The organism is Psychromicrobium xiongbiense (assembly GCF_030271165.1).
GTDB lineage: Bacteria > Actinomycetota > Actinomycetes > Actinomycetales > Micrococcaceae > Renibacterium > Renibacterium xiongbiense.
In genome coordinates, this window is record NZ_JASSZH010000036.1 from 1 (window position 1) to 16,409 (window position 16,409).

The 16,409-nt window shown below is 65.4% G+C and carries 16 protein-coding genes; 13 read left to right on the forward strand and 3 right to left on the reverse strand.

All coding sequences use genetic code 11. The features are described 5' to 3' along the window. Positions 1 to 242: 242 nt before the first annotated feature. The gene (locus QQM37_RS12365) at positions 243 to 671 is read right to left on the reverse strand and encodes a hypothetical protein (protein WP_285727919.1); all 429 of its coding nucleotides are present in this window, start codon (positions 669 to 671) and stop codon (positions 243 to 245) included. Between the two features lie 78 nt (positions 672 to 749). Beyond that, positions 750 to 1,844: a LacI family DNA-binding transcriptional regulator gene (locus QQM37_RS12370; protein WP_285727920.1), complete on the reverse strand. Its 1,095-nt coding sequence runs from the start codon at positions 1,842 to 1,844 to the stop codon at positions 750 to 752. Positions 1,845 to 2,124: 280 nt separating this feature from the next. On the opposite strand from QQM37_RS12370, the gene QQM37_RS12375 reads away from it, so the two are divergent. From QQM37_RS12375 to QQM37_RS12405, 7 genes are all read left to right on the forward strand, one after another. Next, the gene (locus QQM37_RS12375; protein WP_285727933.1) at positions 2,125 to 3,312 is read left to right on the forward strand and encodes a sugar ABC transporter substrate-binding protein; all 1,188 of its coding nucleotides are present in this window, start codon (positions 2,125 to 2,127) and stop codon (positions 3,310 to 3,312) included. Positions 3,313 to 3,316: 4 nt separating this feature from the next. Then, positions 3,317 to 4,444 carry a carbohydrate ABC transporter permease gene (locus tag QQM37_RS12380; RefSeq protein ID WP_285727921.1) on the forward strand — a complete coding sequence of 376 codons (1,128 nt, stop codon included), beginning with the start codon at positions 3,317 to 3,319 and terminating at the stop codon, positions 4,442 to 4,444. Positions 4,445 to 4,524: 80 nt separating this feature from the next. Then, positions 4,525 to 5,313, forward strand: a complete 789-nt coding sequence (locus QQM37_RS12385; RefSeq protein WP_285727934.1) for a carbohydrate ABC transporter permease — start codon at positions 4,525 to 4,527, stop codon at positions 5,311 to 5,313. 59 nt (positions 5,314 to 5,372) lie between these two features. Continuing rightward, on the forward strand, positions 5,373 to 7,544 hold the full coding sequence (locus tag QQM37_RS12390) for an amylo-alpha-1,6-glucosidase (protein WP_285727922.1): 2,172 nt from the start codon (positions 5,373 to 5,375) through the stop codon (positions 7,542 to 7,544). A 4-nt stretch (positions 7,545 to 7,548) separates the two neighbouring features. Then, on the forward strand, positions 7,549 to 8,457 hold the full coding sequence (locus tag QQM37_RS12395) for an HpcH/HpaI aldolase/citrate lyase family protein (protein ID WP_285727923.1): 909 nt from the start codon (positions 7,549 to 7,551) through the stop codon (positions 8,455 to 8,457). 16 nt (positions 8,458 to 8,473) lie between these two features. Beyond that, a complete protein-coding gene (locus QQM37_RS12400) occupies positions 8,474 to 9,457 on the forward strand; it encodes a DUF2797 domain-containing protein (protein ID WP_285727924.1) in 984 nt (327 codons plus the stop codon). A gap of 41 nt (positions 9,458 to 9,498) precedes the next feature. Continuing rightward, positions 9,499 to 9,750, forward strand: coding sequence for a DUF3188 domain-containing protein (locus tag QQM37_RS12405; protein WP_285727925.1), 252 nt, complete (start codon positions 9,499 to 9,501; stop codon positions 9,748 to 9,750). A 24-nt stretch (positions 9,751 to 9,774) separates the two neighbouring features. Here QQM37_RS12405 and QQM37_RS12410 read toward each other — a convergent pair whose 3' ends face one another. Further along, positions 9,775 to 11,319: an MFS transporter gene (locus tag QQM37_RS12410; RefSeq protein ID WP_285727926.1), complete on the reverse strand. Its 1,545-nt coding sequence runs from the start codon at positions 11,317 to 11,319 to the stop codon at positions 9,775 to 9,777. 69 nt (positions 11,320 to 11,388) lie between these two features. Here QQM37_RS12410 and QQM37_RS12415 point away from each other — a divergent pair, with 69 nt between their 5' ends. The 6 genes from QQM37_RS12415 to QQM37_RS12440 all read left to right on the forward strand — a co-directional run bounded on the left by QQM37_RS12415 (position 11,389) and on the right by QQM37_RS12440 (position 16,341). Continuing rightward, the gene (locus QQM37_RS12415) at positions 11,389 to 11,934 is read left to right on the forward strand and encodes a TetR/AcrR family transcriptional regulator (RefSeq protein ID WP_285727927.1); all 546 of its coding nucleotides are present in this window, start codon (positions 11,389 to 11,391) and stop codon (positions 11,932 to 11,934) included. Positions 11,935 to 11,971: 37 nt separating this feature from the next. Further along, positions 11,972 to 12,451 carry a MaoC family dehydratase N-terminal domain-containing protein gene (locus QQM37_RS12420; RefSeq protein ID WP_285727928.1) on the forward strand — a complete coding sequence of 160 codons (480 nt, stop codon included), beginning with the start codon at positions 11,972 to 11,974 and terminating at the stop codon, positions 12,449 to 12,451. Then, positions 12,448 to 12,885: a MaoC family dehydratase gene (locus tag QQM37_RS12425; RefSeq protein ID WP_285727929.1), complete on the forward strand. Its 438-nt coding sequence runs from the start codon at positions 12,448 to 12,450 to the stop codon at positions 12,883 to 12,885. The genes QQM37_RS12420 and QQM37_RS12425 overlap by 4 nt, the downstream gene beginning before the upstream one ends. Positions 12,886 to 12,892: 7 nt before the next feature. Next, positions 12,893 to 14,017 (forward strand): UDP-N-acetylmuramate dehydrogenase, encoded by a 1,125-nt coding sequence (locus QQM37_RS12430; RefSeq protein WP_285727930.1) that lies wholly within the window; start codon positions 12,893 to 12,895, stop codon positions 14,015 to 14,017. Positions 14,018 to 14,047: 30 nt separating this feature from the next. Further along, positions 14,048 to 15,121, forward strand: a complete 1,074-nt coding sequence (locus QQM37_RS12435; protein ID WP_285727931.1) for a winged helix DNA-binding domain-containing protein — start codon at positions 14,048 to 14,050, stop codon at positions 15,119 to 15,121. A gap of 86 nt (positions 15,122 to 15,207) precedes the next feature. Next, the gene (locus QQM37_RS12440) at positions 15,208 to 16,341 is read left to right on the forward strand and encodes a fatty acid desaturase family protein (RefSeq protein WP_285727932.1); all 1,134 of its coding nucleotides are present in this window, start codon (positions 15,208 to 15,210) and stop codon (positions 16,339 to 16,341) included. Positions 16,342 to 16,409: the final 68 nt, after the last annotated feature.

Genomic DNA, 16,409 nt, shown 5'->3' on the forward strand with positions numbered 1-16,409 from the left:
TGTGTTCCTGCCATCGGGTCCACCTTCCGGGTTAGCCCATTGGATGGTCTAGTGGGCTGAGTCCACCCTAGGGTCATATCAGAGCAAAATGACAGCCCTTGCACAGAAATGTGGATAAGTTTCCAGGTGCAGGGTGGCAACCCGTCATCGAGCGTCCAGAACCGCACAATCGCCGTGCGAAACACTGTGCGCAGGTGCTCGCTGGACGAGGGGTCTCAGGCGTCAGGGCAACTGCTGAGGCACTACAACTCCAGCATCACGGGACGGGGCGTTGCCGGTCCCGTGGGGCACCCATTGCTGCTCGGCCCGGGGGTGTAGTCCACGGTCCGGTACCCGCTGAACAGAGTTTTCCCCTGCGCTTGCGAGGTGATCTGGACATACATCAGCTGGGTCCCCGTAGCGCTGCCGGAAGGCGCCGACGGTGCTGGGGCGTGCGTTCCGGTATCCGGGGCGGTCGTGGCCGGCCGCTCAATCACCGGTGCCATCACCGACCAGTAGTGCCCGTCATAGCTGGCATCCCGAGGCGTGCAGCCGCTGCCCAGGCACAGCGCTACCGTCAGATCGGCGGCATCGGCAGCATCTGCACCGCGCACCTCAACCTGATACGGACCGGTGTAGACGAAGCCGACGGCGGTGCATGCGGTGGCGCATCCACTGAGAGAGCTGCTCATAGAGCTGCCCAGCAGCGCGACGACGCTCCACATCCGGACAGTCCTGAACCCCAGCGGCATGGGCTCAGCGTAGCCCGCTCAACCGTGGCGGACTACCAGTGTCGGCCGGATCAGCCGATGCGCGGCGGTCGGCTCCGCGCCGGCCCCTTTGGCGGTCGGCCCCAACAGCAGCTCCAGCGACGCCTGGCCCACGTCATCAAGATTCTGGTCCACGCTGCTGAATCCCAGCGCCAGGGCCACTGAACTATTGTCGAAGCCCACCACTGGCACCTCCGGACGCCCGGCGTTCCGCACCGCCATCAGTGCCCCCAGAGCCAGGGTATCGCTGGCGCAGACGATGCCGTCCACTCTCGCAAGACCCTTCGACCGCGACTCTGCGGTGCCCGCCTGCTCCGCGACTTCGGCCAGCTTGCACTCCACCACCTGCTGGGCGTCCGAGACCATCTCGGAGGAGATCCAGTGCAGCACCTCCAGCTCAGAGGCAGGGACGCCATGCTGGATCATGGTGCGCTCCCAGCCCCGGTAGCGGTCCGCGTCCGTGCCCGTGGTGCGGGGCCAGCCCAGATACGCGATCCGGCGTTTGCCCTGTGACCAGAGATGCTCGGTGGCCTGGCTGGTGCCATCGGCGCCGTCCACATCCACCCAACGATGCACCGGATCGTCGATATCGTCTTCGCCCCACGGGCGTCCGAAGGTGACGAAATTGGCGCCGTGCTCGCGCAGCCATCTGGTGCGGGGGTCGCCATCGTGGGTGGCAGTCAAGGCGAAGGCATCGACATCGGCGCCATCGAGCAGTCGCTGGAACTGCCGGATTTCGTCCTGGGCATCTGCGGCGGTGTAAAGCAGGATGCGCATGCTGCGGGCGGCCGCGAATTCGGTGAGGGCGTGCAGGTAGCGGTCCAGTACGCCGCCGGAAATTCCATCACCCTGGTGATCCAGCCGGATGCCGATCGTGGAGGACTGGCGGGTGCGCAGCCGGCGGGCGGAAGCGTGCGGTTGGTAGGCCAGGGCGGCGATGGCCTGGTCGACGCGCTCGCGGGTTTTGGCCTTGACCACCTCAGGGTTATTGAGCACATTGGAGACCGTCTGGCGTGAGACCCCGGCGGCTTCCGCTACGTCCAGGACCGTGGGGTGTCGCGAAAGATCGCCGCGGGGCAGGCTTGATGGCGTCATCCAACGATGATAGCGTCTCTGTCGGAGTGATTTGATCGTTCAAATTTCAATCTCGATCACCAGTCGTGGAGTGCAAACAGCGACCTTGACTCGAGAATTTGAACGATCAAATAATGCCGTCCCCAGTATTCCGTTCCAGGATGCGTCACTGAGTTTCGAAGGAGAAATCATGGCCACAGCACCACGCCGTTCCGCGGGAGTCTCCCGCTCCGGGGGCTCCAGCCGACCCCGTACCTCGCGTCTCCTGAGCGCCGGAGCGCTGATCGGCGTCGCCAGCCTCATGCTCAGCGCCTGCGGTTCCGGCTTCGGTGGCAGCAGTTCCTCCACCGCTACCGGGCTGAGCAGCTCCACCTCCGGCCTGAGTGTGCTGATCGGCTCCAGTGGCCAGGCCGAGACGGATGCCGTGACGGCGGCCGTCAGCCAGTGGTCCAGCGGAAGCGGTGTGTCTGCCAAGGTCGCGACCGCCAACGATCTTCCGCAGCAGCTCTCGCAGGGGTTCGCTGCGAAAAAGCCGGCTGACGTCTTCTACCTCGCCCCTGACTACCTGGCCGGCTACAGTTCCAACGGCTCGCTGCTGAGCTACGGGGACCAACTGTCCAATAAGGGCGACTTCTACCCCTCGCTGGTGAAGGCGTTCACCCAGGACAACAAGTTCTACTGTGCGCCCAAGGACTTCTCCACCCTGCAGTTGGTGATCAACACCAAGCTCTGGGCGGCGGCCGGCCTCAGCGACGCCGATGTGCCCACCAGCTGGGACCAGCTGGCCGCAGTGGCGAAAAAGCTGACCACCGGTGGGGTCGTCGGCCTGAGTACCAGCAGCGAATACGCCCGCCTGGGGGTCTTCATGGCGCAAGCCGGTGGAACGCTGCTCGATGATTCGCAGAAGCCCGTGGCCAACAGCGCAGCCAACATTAAGGCCCTGGACTACGTGAAGTCTCTGCTCAGTGCCGGGAGCCTCAAGTTCGCCAAGGACCTGGGTGCTGGCTGGGCCGGCGAAGCTTTCGGCAAGGGACAGGCGGCGATGACGATTGAAGGAAACTGGATTGTTGGTGGGCTGAGCAAGGACTACCCGAATATCAGCTACAAGGTGCTTGAGCTTCCCGCCGGGCCAGCTGGCAAGGGCACTCTGCAGTTCAGCAACTGCTGGGGCATCGCCGCGGACAGCCCCAACCAGAAGGCAGCCCTGGATCTGGTGCAGAAGCTGACCAGCACTGACAGCCAGCTCGCCTTCTCCAAAGCCTTTGGCCCGATGCCGTCCGTGAAGTCGGCTGCAGACCAGTGGACCGCTCAGAATCCGGCACTCGTGCCCTTCCTCAAGGGTGCTGACTATGCGCAGAATGTTCCGGTGACCAAGGGCTCGGCAGATGTGATCAAGGACCTCAACTCCAAACTGGAGTCATTGGCCAGCTCGGATCCGAAGACCATCCTCGATGCCGCGCAGAAGAACCTTGAAGCGCTCGGCAAATAGCACGATGCCGGTGGCAGCCAACTCGCGGGCAGCCCGGGGAACAACCGGCCCACATCGGGTGCGGACCGGGGAGAGCGTAGCTGGTTGGCTGTTCACGGCTCCTATGCTGCTCATCCTGGGTGTTTTTCTGGTCGCTCCGGTTCTGATGGCGCTCTGGGTGAGCGTCTCGGACTGGGGCGGCCGGGGGAGCCCCTTCTCTGCGGGCGTCAACTTTGTGGGCGCCGGCAACTATGCCAAGGTGCTTGCCGGCGGTGGCCAGGCCGAGCAGGATTTCGGCACGGCGCTGCGCAACAATGCCTGGTATGTGCTGCTGGTAGTGCCGCTGCAGACCGCGCTGGCCCTGCTGCTGGCGGTTCTGGTCAACGGCCGCGCGCTCAGAGGGCGTGGTTTCTTCCGTACGGCGTTTTATTTTCCGTCGGTGACCAGCTCGGTGGCCATGACGGTCGTCTGGTTGTTTCTTTTCAGCACCTCCGGTGCCGTCAACAAGGTGCTCTCCTTTCTGGGCGTCAATGGCCCCAACTGGTTCAACGAGCCCCGTGGCATTCTGCATGTGCTGATGGGTTCCCTGGGCATCCATCAGGGGCCGCAGGCACTCACCGACGGCGGGTTGTTAGGTGTTTCCTGGTGGGACTGGCTCGCCGGGCCATCAGTGGCGATGACCGCCTTGATTCTGATGGCGATCTTCACGACCAGTGGCACGTTCATGCTGCTGTTCGTGGCGGCGCTGCAGAATCTGAGTCAGGAGGTGAATGAGGCGGCCATGATCGATGGCGCCAGCCCCTGGCAGCGGTTCTGGTATGTCACGCTGCCACAGTTGCGCCCCACCCTGTTCACCGTGTTGACTCTCGGCCTGATCGGTTGCTGGCAGGTCTTCGACCAGATCTACACCGGGACCCAGGGCGGACCGGGGAAGACCACACTGACCCCTGCCTACCTCTCCTACTCGGCGGCCTTCAACAATCAGGCCTGGGGGCAGGGTGCCGCCATCGCCTTCATTCTCTTCGCCATCATCGTGCTCTTCACGGTGTTCCAGCGATGGGCTCTGCGGGAGCGACCGGTCTCGAAGCGGAGCATGCGGATGTATCAGATTCCGACGCAACGGACGCTGAGGCAGAAGGGCGGTCAGTCGTGAGTAGCTCTCCGGTTGTTGAGCAGCAGCTTCCTGCACGCCACCGGCCTTTCCGCTGGCAGACGGCGGGGCTCTATCTCCTCCTGATCGCCATCTCAGTTTTCTATATCTGGCCGTTCCTGGTCCAGATCGGTGTCTCCTTCACCACCGATGCTGAGGCGGCGAAAAACCCGGCCTCGCCGATCCCTGCGGTGTGGAGTGTGGCGGCGTACCGGCAGCTGTTCCTGAACTCGGATTTCCCGGTGTGGTTCGCCAACTCCGCGGTGGTCACGGTCCTGGTCACGGTCGGCAGGGTATTCTTCGACTCCCTGGCCGGCTACGCCCTGGCCCGGCTCCGGTTCCGTGGTCGCGGCATCGTCTTCGCCGGTCTGGTGGCGGTGATGGCCGTCCCCTCCGTTGTCCTGTTGATTCCGAAGTTTCTGGTGATCAACCAGCTGGGTCTCTATGATTCGTACGCCGGTATGGTGCTGCCACTGCTGGTCGATGCGGCGGGAGTGTTCATTATGAAGAACTTCTTCGAATCGATTCCGCGCAGCATCGAGGAACAGGCTCATATTGACGGGGCAGGCACTTTCCGGGTCTTCTGGTCGATCGTGCTGCCGATGGCACGCCCGGCCATGGTGACCATCATCATCCTGTCCTTCCAGGGATCGTGGAATGAGCTCTCGCACTTCATCGTCTCCAGCCAGTCGCCGGAGCTGACCACGCTGACTAAAGGCGTGGCGTCCCTCGCTTCGGGGCAGCTCAGCCAGGGAAGTCAGTATCCGCTCAAACTGGGTGCCGCCTTATTGATGACACTGCCGGTCGCCATGGTCTTCTTCATCTTCCAGCGGCGCATCATGAACAGCTCGGAGGGGGCCGTCAAAGAATAAGCCGCTCCTCGTCCGAACCCTGAGCACCCCCTGACCCGAACCACTTGAGAAAGCGAACCATGCCATCGCCTCTGCCCCCCGGCTCTGCCCCTCGCCAGCCCTTCCTGAACGACGCCACCATGCTGGTCGCGGCGCCCGTCCAACTCTGGAGCGCGGCCGATGGCGAGGCGGGCACCCATGCGATCGACGGCCTGTATGTCTCGGAGCACCGGGTCGTGTCCCGGGTGCGCCTGCGCGTTAACGAGGAACTGCCCAGCTATCTCGCCACAGCTCAGTTGTCGGCAGGCTCGGACGTGCTGTCCTCCGTGCCGCGCTCGCTCGATGACGCCGAGGCTGATCCGCGGGTGCTGCTGGAACGGCATCGTGAGGTGACGGGAGCCGGATATGCCGAGCAGCTGCGGTTCCTCTCTGGTCTGGACCAGGAGCGGGAGGCTGTGGTGCAGCTGCGGCTGGGCGTCTGCTGCGATGAGATGCAGCGGATCAAGGCAGGCCTGGTCGCGGACCAAAAGAGTGTGGGGGATGCGACCACCGGGGAATCCGTCTGGGAGCAGGTCACGGTCGATCCCGGAGCGGCGTCGTTCCGGCAGGGGCTTCGTGGGAACGCCTCCGAGGGGGTTTGTCTTCGCCTGAGTGCGCCCGGGGCGGAGGTGAGCTGGATTCGCGATGAACTGATCATCCAGTGGCGGATCACGATCCCGGCCCGCGGCGAAACCACCCTCAGCTGGCAGCTGGACTGCCACGATGCTGCCGCGGTGGTCTCCGCTGCCTCCGGCCATTCCGAATGGTCAAGTGCCCGGCTGAGCAGCCCGGACAGCCGTCTGACCCGATGGGCCGCGCAGGCCCTGAGCGATCTGGACGGTCTACGCCTCCAGGCCCACGCTGCCCCGGGTCACACCTTCCTGGCAGCCGGAGCGCCCTGGTTTTTCACCCTCTTCGGCCGGGATTCGATCTGGGCCGCCCGGATGCTTCTGCCCCTGGGCACCGGTCTCGCGGCAAGTACGCTCAAGGCACTCGCCGCCTTCCAGGGAACCGTGGTGGATCCGGAGCGCGCAGAGGAGCCGGGCAAGATTCCCCATGAACTCCGCCCGGCCGCGATTCACCTTCCGGGGGAGGGCGTGTTCCTGCCGCCGCTGTACTACGGCACGGTCGATGCGACCATGCTCTGGATCGCGCTCCTGCACGATGCCTGGACGTGGGGCCTGCCCGAGCAGGACATCCGGGAACTGCTGCCGGCCTTGCGCTCGGCGCTCGGCTGGCTCCGGGACTATGCGGACCCGGATGGCGACGGTTTCATCGAATACCACGACGCCAGTGGCCACGGCCTGAGCAACCAGGGCTGGAAGGATTCCGGCGACTCGATTCAGTTCCAGGATGGAACCCTGGCCCAGGGGCCACTGGCACTGTGCGAGGTGCAGGGCTATGCCTATGAGGCTGCCCGGGATGGGGCAGTGCTGCTGCGGCGCTTCGGTGACGCTGCGGATCGTGCGGCGGCAGATGCCTGGGAAGACTGGGCTGCGGCGCTCAAATTCCGTTTTGGCCAGCGCTTCTGGATCGCCGGAGGTCCGGCCTCGGGTGGGCGGCCCTATCCGGCGGTAGCGCTCGATGTCGCCAAGCGCCAGGTCGATTCCCTCGCCAGCAACTTCGCCCACCTGCTGGGCACGGGGATTCTCGCCGCGGGCCAGGCGGAGCTACTGGCGGAGCTGCTCAATGATCCGCTGATGGATTCCGGGGTCGGGATGCGCACCCTGGCCACCAGCGCCGCAGGGTACTGGCCGCTGAGCTACCACGGTGGGGCGGTCTGGACGCACGATACGGCCATCGCCCTCTGGGGCCTGCACCGTGAGGGTCTGGGTGCCCGGGCCGGTTCGCTGATCGAGGGGCTGCTCCGGGTCGCCGAAGGCTTCCATTACCGGGTGCCGGAACTGCACAGCGGTGAGCCGTTGGGCGGGCGGCCGGTGCCCTACCCCGCGGCCTGCCGTCCGCAGGCCTGGTCCGCTGCCGCCGTCATCGCCGTCGCTCAGACCATGCTGGGCCTCCAGCCAGGCAAGTTGACGGAGCCAGGCCAGGATCCGGATGCTCGTCAGGGGGAACCGCGTCTCCACCCGATTCCCGGGATGCCAGGGCTGATGCTGGAAGGGGTCCGCCAGGGTCGTGACCGGTATCTGGTCTCCTCTGAGTCCGGTCATCCGGTGCGCCAGATCGACCCCGCGCAGGCGGAACGGCTACGGTAGATGCATGTCTTCTCCTGTTGAGGCCTATGGCGACACTGGCCTGTCTGCGTCCTCCGCCAATCCATTGACCTCGCCCTTGCCGCGGATCCGGAACGTTCCGGCGGACATTGCCCGCTCCTGGCTTCTGGTCCCGGCAACGCAGCCGCAGACCTTCGATGCCGCCATTGCCTCCCGTGCTGACGCTGTAGTGCTGGACATTGAGGATGCGGTCGATCCGTCCCATAAGGATTCGGCGCGCAACGACGTGGTCGAGTGGCTGCAGGGCGGCGGCCAGGCCTGGGTGCGCATCAACGATGTGAGCAGCGATTTCTGGGCTGACGATGTCGCCGGCCTGCGTGGCAACCCCGGCTTGCTGGGCGTGATGCTGGCCAAGACCGAGAGCGCTGAGCAGGTCAAGGAGACCTACCATCGCCTTGACGGCAAGACGAAGGTCCTGGCCCTGGTGGAGTCGGCTGTCGGTATCGAAGAGGCCAACAACATTGCCCGGGCGGAGGGTGCTTTCCGCCTGGCCTTCGGTTCGGGCGACTTCCGCAGGGATACCGGCATGGCGGCAGACCGTGAGGCCATGGCTTACCCGCGGGCCAAACTCGTCGTGGCAAGCCGGGTAGGTAACCTGCCCGGTCCGATCGACGGCCCCACGGTGGGCTCCAATCACCCGATTCTGCGCGAGCAGTCCGCCGTGACGGTGACCATGGGCATGACCGGCAAGTTATGCCTGCAGGCAGATCAGGCCACCGTGATCAATGAGGTCATCTCGCCCACTCCGTCTGATGTCGCCTGGGCCACCGACTTCATGGGTGATTTCAAGGCGCGCGGTGAAGTAATCCGCGATGGTTCTGACTTGCCGCGCCTGGGGCGGGCGCAGAAGATCCTCAAGCTCGCGCTGGCGTTCGGTGTTCAGCCAGCCTACTGAGTTCGCAGGAGAGCCTTTGGGCCTGTCGGCGGATGCTGGCCTGCTGGTTCGAGGCCTGTCCTGGAGCGGGGAGTCGGCCGCATCGGCACGGGCTGACCTGGCCGGATTGTCCTTGGAGCCGGGTGTTTCCTGGGGATTCAGTGTCTGCGACTCCCGCAAACACTGCCTGGGCTATGTGACGTTGCTCGGAGCTGAGGGAACCTCCTCGGTACCTTGTCCCACCGATTCCCTGGCCGAGCGCGGCTACCAGTGCGGACCCTGCTTCGCTCGCGACGAGTTCCGGCCGATTCACGACGCTCATCGTGGCGCCGCTGTCTCTGAGCAGCTCAATGCCTATCTGGCGCGCCCACACTGGCTGTACATTGCAACCTTCGCGCACGGGGTCAGCAAGGTCGGCACAGCCGTCGATTTCCGGGCCTGGGCCCGGTTGGCGGAACAGGGGGCGGTGGCGGCGCAGTACGTCGCCCGGGCCGATGACGGCAGAATCGTCCGGCTGCTCGAAGACTCGGTGAGCTCAGGGCTGGGCCTTCCGCAGGTGGTTCGTTCCACGGCCAAGCTGGCGGGGCTGGCCGCGGGAGCGCATACCCTCCAGGCTGTTCGTGCCCTCAATGCCGCAGTGGCTCAGCGGGCCCGGGAGCATCTGGCCGGAGTGGGATCGGCGGGGCTGGGAACTGGTGGCCAGCATTCCGGCGGATTCCTGATCAGCGAGGATCCGTGGCAACCGGCCGGCATCGCGCGGCCGGTGCTGGACACGCTGGGTACCCCGGTCTATCCCTTGGCTCTCGACGCAGGGCAGCACGGTCTCCGGATCGACGGTCTGTTGGGCAGCACGGCGCTGGTCCGCGTGCTGGACGGTGGCGTCGCTGGCGCCGGGGCCAGCGCTGGGGCCGAGCTCGATCCACAGCCGTGGCTGGCCGATCTGGGTGCCCTCAAGGGGCGGCGAATCGTCCTGGGCGACTACCGTTCCACGCTTCCGGCGGTTCAGACCTCGCTGTTCTGAGCGTCTCAGGCCGCACAGCCCCACGCTCTAAACTGGGAAGCGTGCTCAACGAACTCTGGGAGACCTCCGGCCCCGCCTATCGCATTCTGGTGTTTTCTGCGATGGGCCTGATCGCCGTCGGGCTGATCCTCACTGTGGTGGGCGCCAATACTGGCAACAACGCCCTGATGTGGAGCGGCATGCCGTTCCTGGGGCTCGGTGCGGTGCTGCATGTGGTGGGTCTGGGGGTTCGCGGGCGGGCTGCCAGGCTCCGACTCAAGGCGATGCAGGAATCACCTACGTCCAGGCGCTGACCGCGCCCGAACCCTCGCAGGACCTCAGCTCCTGCTGCTGCGCAGGGTCAGCATCGACATCCCAGCGGCAACCAGCATGAGCACCAGGCCCACGATGGCGATCACTACGGCACCGCTGTCGAAGGCCGCCATTGCCGACGTGCGGAGCGCCTGAGCTGCCGAATTGCCCAGGCCGGTGGCAACCTCCAGTGCGCCGCCCAGCGTGCCACGGGCCTTGGCGGCATCGAGCGGCAGACGCTGGACGGCCTCCGGAAGGACGAGGTGGCTCCGGTAGACCGCGGCCAGGATGGAACCCAGCACCGCAGTGCCCAGTACCGAGCCAAACTCGTAGGCCGTCTCGGAAATGGCTGACGCCGCCCCGGCTTTGTGGGCAGGTACGGAGCTGAGAATCAGGTCGTTGGACATGGTCTCTGCCGCCCCTACCCCCAGGCCCAGGATCACGAAGGCCACTGCCAGGGTCAGAACCGGCGGGGGGTTGATGGCCACGATCACGGCGAAGCCCGCAGCATTGAGGATCAGTCCACCGGTGACAAACCAGACCGGGCGGATCCTGCGCGCCAGTGGTGCCACCGCCAGGCCGGCGAGCACCGAAACGATCATCCCCGGCAACAGCACCAGACCGGCCTGGGGTGGCGTCAGGCCCGCCACCAGTTGCAGGTGCTGGGAGACGAAGAAGAGGAATCCCACCAGTGAGAAGACACTCAGCAGGTTCGCCACTACGGCGCCACTGAAGACCGGATTGCTGAAGAGCCGAACGTCCAGCATCGGATTGCTCCGCCGGAGCTGCCGCCGGATGAAGAGGGCCAGAGCGAGCAGGCCGACGCTGGCCTCCAGAGCGACCCCGGCTCCCCAGCCTTCGGCGGAGAAGCTCTTGATGGCCAGAACCAGCGGCACCATCGCCAGGAAAGAGAGTCCGATGCTCACCGGGTCGATCCGCCCGGGCGCCGGGTCCCGCGATTCGGTAATGACCATCGGCCCCAGGATCAGCAGGGGGATGAGAACCGGTACGGCTAGCAGGAAGACCGAACCCCACCAGAAATGTTCCAGCAGGAAGCCGCCGACAATCGGCCCCAGCGCTGCACCGCCTGAGAATGCCGCAGCCCAGATCGCCACCGCGAGGCGACGCTGCGCCGGATTCCGGAAAATGTTGCGAATGAGAGACAGCGTGGAGGGCATCAGCATGGCGCCGAAGAATCCCATGGCCGCACGTGCGGCAATCAGCGTTCCCGCGCTCGGCGCAAAGGCGGCCAGAGCGGAGACGGCAGTGAAGCCCGCAGCGCCGATCAGCAGCAGCCTGCGCCGTCCCCAGCGGTCCGCCATCGAGCCCATCGAGACCAGAAGCCCCGCCAGAACCAGCGGGTACACGTCAATGATCCAGAGCAGCTCGGGGGCGCTGGGCTCAAAACTGGCGGAAATCTGGGGGATGGCGAAGGAGAGCACGGTGTTGTCCACGGCCACCAGCAGCACCGGCAGCATCAGAACCGCCAGCGCACACCAGTCACGGCGACTGGCCCGTGGTTCAGGGGTGGTCCGAAGACGAGTCCTGGGGTCCTGAATGAGAGTGTTCATTCTTTAACTGTACCGTCTGGACGGTATAGATTCAAAAATACGGCTGGTGGTTAGGGAAGAATGGGAGCCATGTCACGTCAATCAGCCCGGACCCGCATTCTGGACGCTCTGGAAGAGTTGCTGCTCACCGAGGGGGACCGTGCTGCCACGCTCGATGCCGTGGCGGCGGCCGCGGGAGTGTCCAAAGGTGGCCTGCTCTACCACTTCGGCAGCCGGGAAGCGCTGGGTGAGGGCCTGGTGGAGCGGTTCAGGGAGCTGGGCCGGCGGGAGCTGGAGGAGATGGCGCAGGCTCCAGAGGGTGCGAGCTCCTATTACCTGCGGATTTCCGGGGTGGCGGATACTGCCTTTGATCGGACGCTCGTCGCGGCCCTGAAACTGGTGGGACCAGCGGCAGACCACATCCGGGAAGCCTTCTCCACGCTGCAGCGGGGCTGGTTCGACCAGGTCAACGCCGAGGTCGGTGATCCGGCCGTCGCCCAGGTGATCATGCTGCTGGGCGACGGTATGTACTACAACGCCTCCCTGCACGGCCACTACCTGGGAGTGCCCGAAATTGCCACGGAGGATGGCTTCGCGGCGGTGCTGGCGGTCGTTGACCGTCTCAAAACTCGGTAGGCTGGATGGGTTAGCCACCACAGGCACAAGGAGAACCATGAGTGTCAATCCCGCGCTGGCAGGTCGCGTGTATCCGGCCGATGCCGTCTATCAGGTCAGCCGCGAAAAGGTGCGGGAATTCGCCTCCGCCGTGAAGGCCTCCAGCCCGGAGCACTTTGACCTCGAGGCCGCCCGTGCGGCGGGTTATGCCGATCTGGTGGCGCCGCCCACCTTTGCGATCATCATCGCCCAGCGAGCCGACGCCTTGTTTGTCAATGACCCGGAATCTGGCGTCGATTTCTCCCGGGTGGTGCATGCGGAGCAGCGTTTCACCCACCATCGCCCCCTGGTCGCCGGGGATGAGATTCAGGCGGAACTGCACGTCGATTCGGTGCGAGCCATGGGCGATGGCGCCCTGATCACCACCCGCGCAGAACTGAGCACCACGGCGGGCGAGCCGGTGGCGACCACGGTCTCCGCCATCCTGGTCCGCGGAAAAGACGAATCAGATGCTGCGAACAAGGAGGCTCAGGCATGAGCGGACAGAACACTCCGGTATTTGCTGATCTCGCGGTCGGTCAGGAGGTGGGCAGCCGCTCCATCCAGGTCACCCGGGCGGATCTGGTTCGCTACGCCGGAGCCTCCGGTGACTTCAACCCGATCCACTGGAACGAGCGCTTTGCCCGCGAGGTGGAACTGCCCGGCGTCATCGCCCATGGCATGTTCACCATGGGGGCAGCCTCGGCACTGGTGGCCGACTGGGCCGGTGACCCGGGCGCCATCGTGAGTTATCAGACCCGCTTCACCAAGCCTGTCCTGGTGCCGGACACCGAAGAGGGCGCCGTGATCGAGGTGCAGGGCATCGTCGGTGCGCTGGATGCCGAGGCGGGCACCGCCCGGATCGACCTGACCGTCACGGCCGAGGGCCAGAAGGTCCTGGTCAAGGCCCAAGCCCTCGTCCGCCTGGGCTGAGGGACCAATGTCGCTGGAACCCACTCTGGAATCTCATGAAGTCATCCCGCTGGCCGAGCTGACCACCCTGGGCGTCGGCGGGCCGGCCCGCCATCTGGTCAGGGCCACCAGCGAAGCGGAGATCATCGAGGCGGTCCGTGCGGCCGATGACGCCGGGGAGCGGCTGCTGATCCTCGGCGGAGGCTCCAACGTGGTGGTCGGCGATGCCGGTTTCGACGGCATCGCTGTCCAGATCGCCTCACAGGGTTACGCGGTCTCCACCGATTCGTCCGCTGATGGCAGCGGTGCGGTCTCCGTCGTGGTGCAGGCGGGGGAGAACTGGGACGACTTCGTTCACCAGTCGGTGCTGCACGGCTGGAGTGGTCTGGAAGCGCTCAGCGGCATTCCAGGATCCAGCGGGGCCACCCCGGTGCAGAATGTTGGCGCCTATGGCACCGATGTTGCCGCCACCATCGCTGCCGTCCGCACCTGGGACCGGCAGGAGCAGGTGGTGCGGACCTTCACGCACGATGACTGCGAATTCGGTTACCGTGACTCGCGGTTCAAGCGGTCCATTCTCCGAGGAGCACCCCGTTTTGTGGTGCTGACCGTTGAATTCCGGCTGGCTTTGGGGCAGATGAGCGCGCCGGTGCGCTACAGCGAGCTCGCCGCACGCCTTGGCGTGGACGTCGGTCAGCGGGCGCCGGCATTGGAGGTGCGGGGGGCCGTGCTGGCATTGCGCGCTTCCAAAGGCATGCTGCTCAACCCGACGGACCGGGACAGTCACTCCACCGGCTCCTTCTTCACCAATCCGGTGGTCTCCCTGGCGCAGGCGCAACGCCTGCCGGAGGATGCGCCGCGGTTCCCGGTCCGGGTGGTGGATCCGCTTGCCGCAGGTTCTCCTGCTGATGAGCAGGTCAAGCTCAGTGCTGCCTGGTTGATTTCCCATGCCGGATTTGACCGCGGCTTCGGCGCCGAACTCACCGGTGGCCGGGCCACCCTCTCCACCAAACACTCGCTCGCGGTCACCAACCGGGGCGGTGCCACCGCACAGGACGTGCTGATCCTGGCTCGTGCCGTGCAGCGCGGGGTGCAGGAACGCTTCGGGGTGCTGCTGGAACCCGAGTCCCAACTCGTGGGCATCGACTGGTAGTGCTTTGACCGAAAAGAGCCCAGGAGAACCGTGACCGGCCCCTCAGCGCGCGAATTGACCCGGATCGCCCGATTGCGCGTGCTCTCGCAGGGGGCCTACCGGCCGCAGCGCACCGGACCGGTGGAGGTGGTGCGGCATCTGGCGGCGTTGCAGGGACAGGACTTGCCCGGTGCGCTCTACTCGGTGGCCCTGCGGACCAGCCGCCCGGCTCTCAGCGCGGTGGTGGAGGCCTTGGCGCGGGGCGACATCGTGCGCAGCTGGACCATGCGCGGCACCTTGCATCTGTGCACCGCTGAGGACCTGCCGTTGTTCCTGGGCCTGACCGCGGAGCGCATGCTGAAGTCCTTCACCACCCGGCATCGGCAGCTGGGCATCACCGAGGCCGATGTCGAGCAGGCCCGTGAGCTGACTCTGGCCCGGGTGGCCGGTGGCGGTGCCACCCGGGCGGAGCTGTTCGAGGTCTTGGAGGCTGCCGGTCAGCGTACAGATGCGCAGCGGGGCATACATCTGCTGCTCGTGCTCTCGCTGCAGCGGCACCTGGTCCAGGGGCCTCTGCGTGGCAATCAGCAACTGTTTATGCCGTATCGGGAATGGATCCCCGACCGCGAGACCGTGCCTGCTGAGGGTGAGGCGCTGGCAAGCCTGGCCGTGCGGTATTTCCATTCGCACGGACCGGCCACGCTGGCGGATCTGGCTTGGTGGACCAAACTGCCGCTGACCGCCGTCCGGGCGGCGGTGCAGTCGGTCCGCGGGGAGCTTGCGGTGAAGGAGTATGGCGGACAGGAGTATTTTGGCGCTCCTGCCGTCCTGGATCTGCCGGAATCCCAGCACCCAGGCAGTGATTCGCTGTGCCTGCTGCCGGGGTTCGATGAGTTGATTCTGGGGTATACCGACCGCTCCGCGGCCCTGGCGCAGCAGCATGCGGCCCGGATTGTTCCGGGCGGTAACGGGGTATTTCGGCCCACGATTCTGCGTGGCGGCAGGGTGGTCGGCACCTGGCGCAAAAAACCTGTGGTGCTGGAGCCTTTTGTGCCCCTCGGCGCAGGTGTACTCGCCGCGGCGGAGCGTGCAGCTGGCAGGTACGAGCGCTTTCTGACGCGCTGACCTCCGCTGACCCCTACGCCGGTAGGGGGTCAGAACGGCTCCGGCAGGGGATGTTTTGACCGGTACCGGCTCTCTAGTCTCAGAAGATGACCATCACCGCGCCACACCACGTACCTCTTGCGGAGGGATCGAGCCCGTATCCGACCAGTGGGCAGGCCATTCGTCGGCCTGTCACCATGTCCACTGCTGCCGAGGACTACCGCGATCTTCTGGACAGGGTTGCGGCCGAGGGGCTGATGGAGCGGGATGTTTCCTGGTATGTGCGTCGCATGGTGCGCCTGGGGCTCGGTTTCCTGGGCGCCGGGGTGCTGTTTGTGCTGCTGGGCCAGTCCTGGTGGCAGTTGCTGACCGCGGCATTGCTGAGTGTGTTGTGCACCCAGGCAGGTTTTCTGGCGCACGATGCCGCCCACCGGCAGATCTTCCCGCACGCCAAAGGCAACGAATGGACGGCGCGCATTGTCGGGAACCTGTTTGTCGGCCTGAGTTACGGCTGGTGGATGAACAAGCACAGCAAGCACCATGCCAACCCGAATAAGATCGGCTCCGATCTGGACATCAAGACCGGCGTCGTGGTGTTTGACCCGGCGGATGCACCGAAGCGTCGCGGCCTGGCCGGGTGGTTCGTGAAGCGTCAGGGCTGGTTCTTTGTCCCGTTGCTGAGCCTGGTGGCTCTGGATCTGCACGGTGGCTCGGCGATCCGGGTGTTGGATCGCAAAGCCCGGGTGCCCAAGCGCGGTGCGGAAATCGCACTGCTGGCAGTTCATCTGATCGGCTTGCCAGTAGCGGTGTTCTCCGTCTGTGGACTGGGACTGGGCTTTGCCTTCCTGGGCGTTCACCTCGCCCTCTTCGGTCTCTACATGGGTGGTGCCTTTGCGCCGAACCACAAGGGCATGCCGCTGGTGCCCAAGGACTTCCGGATCGACTTCCTGCGCCGTCAGGTGCTGATGAGCCGCAACGTCAGTGGCGGCTGGTTCATTGCGGTGGCTATGGGCGGGCTGAACTATCAGGTGGAACACCACCTGTTCCCGACCATGTCCTCCCGGCAGCTGGGAAAGTCGCAGCCCATCGTGCGCGCTTTCTGCGCCGAACGGGGTATCAAATACACCGAGACCACGCTCTTCGAGTCGTACCGGATTGTGGTGCGTTACCTCAATCGGGTGGGCCTGGGGGATCGCGATCCGTTCAGCTGCCCGATCACCGCGCAGCTACGCACCCGCTAAACGCCATCGAGTGCCGCGTTGTGGAGCCTGTCAAGTTGTTTGTGTGTGGGGTCGGGAGTCATTTTTAG

Bases quoted from the DNA above. Each gene is read 5' to 3' on its own strand.
- QQM37_RS12365 (WP_285727919.1), bottom strand. From the start codon at position 671: ATGAGCAGCTCTCTCAGTGGATGCGCCACCGCATGCACCGCCGTCGGC.
- QQM37_RS12370 (WP_285727920.1), bottom strand. From the start codon at position 1,844: ATGACGCCATCAAGCCTGCCCCGCGGCGATCTTTCGCGACACCCCACG.
- QQM37_RS12395 (WP_285727923.1), top strand. From the start codon at position 7,549: ATGTCTTCTCCTGTTGAGGCCTATGGCGACACTGGCCTGTCTGCGTCC.
- QQM37_RS12415 (WP_285727927.1), top strand. From the start codon at position 11,389: ATGTCACGTCAATCAGCCCGGACCCGCATTCTGGACGCTCTGGAAGAG.
- QQM37_RS12380 (WP_285727921.1), top strand. From the start codon at position 3,317: ATGCCGGTGGCAGCCAACTCGCGGGCAGCCCGGGGAACAACCGGCCCA.
- QQM37_RS12390 (WP_285727922.1), top strand. From the start codon at position 5,373: ATGCCATCGCCTCTGCCCCCCGGCTCTGCCCCTCGCCAGCCCTTCCTG.
- QQM37_RS12375 (WP_285727933.1), top strand. From the start codon at position 2,125: ATGCTCAGCGCCTGCGGTTCCGGCTTCGGTGGCAGCAGTTCCTCCACC.
- QQM37_RS12420 (WP_285727928.1), top strand. From the start codon at position 11,972: ATGAGTGTCAATCCCGCGCTGGCAGGTCGCGTGTATCCGGCCGATGCC.
- QQM37_RS12425 (WP_285727929.1), top strand. From the start codon at position 12,448: ATGAGCGGACAGAACACTCCGGTATTTGCTGATCTCGCGGTCGGTCAG.
- QQM37_RS12440 (WP_285727932.1), top strand. From the start codon at position 15,208: ATGACCATCACCGCGCCACACCACGTACCTCTTGCGGAGGGATCGAGC.
- QQM37_RS12410 (WP_285727926.1), bottom strand. From the start codon at position 11,319: ATGAACACTCTCATTCAGGACCCCAGGACTCGTCTTCGGACCACCCCT.
- QQM37_RS12430 (WP_285727930.1), top strand. From the start codon at position 12,893: ATGTCGCTGGAACCCACTCTGGAATCTCATGAAGTCATCCCGCTGGCC.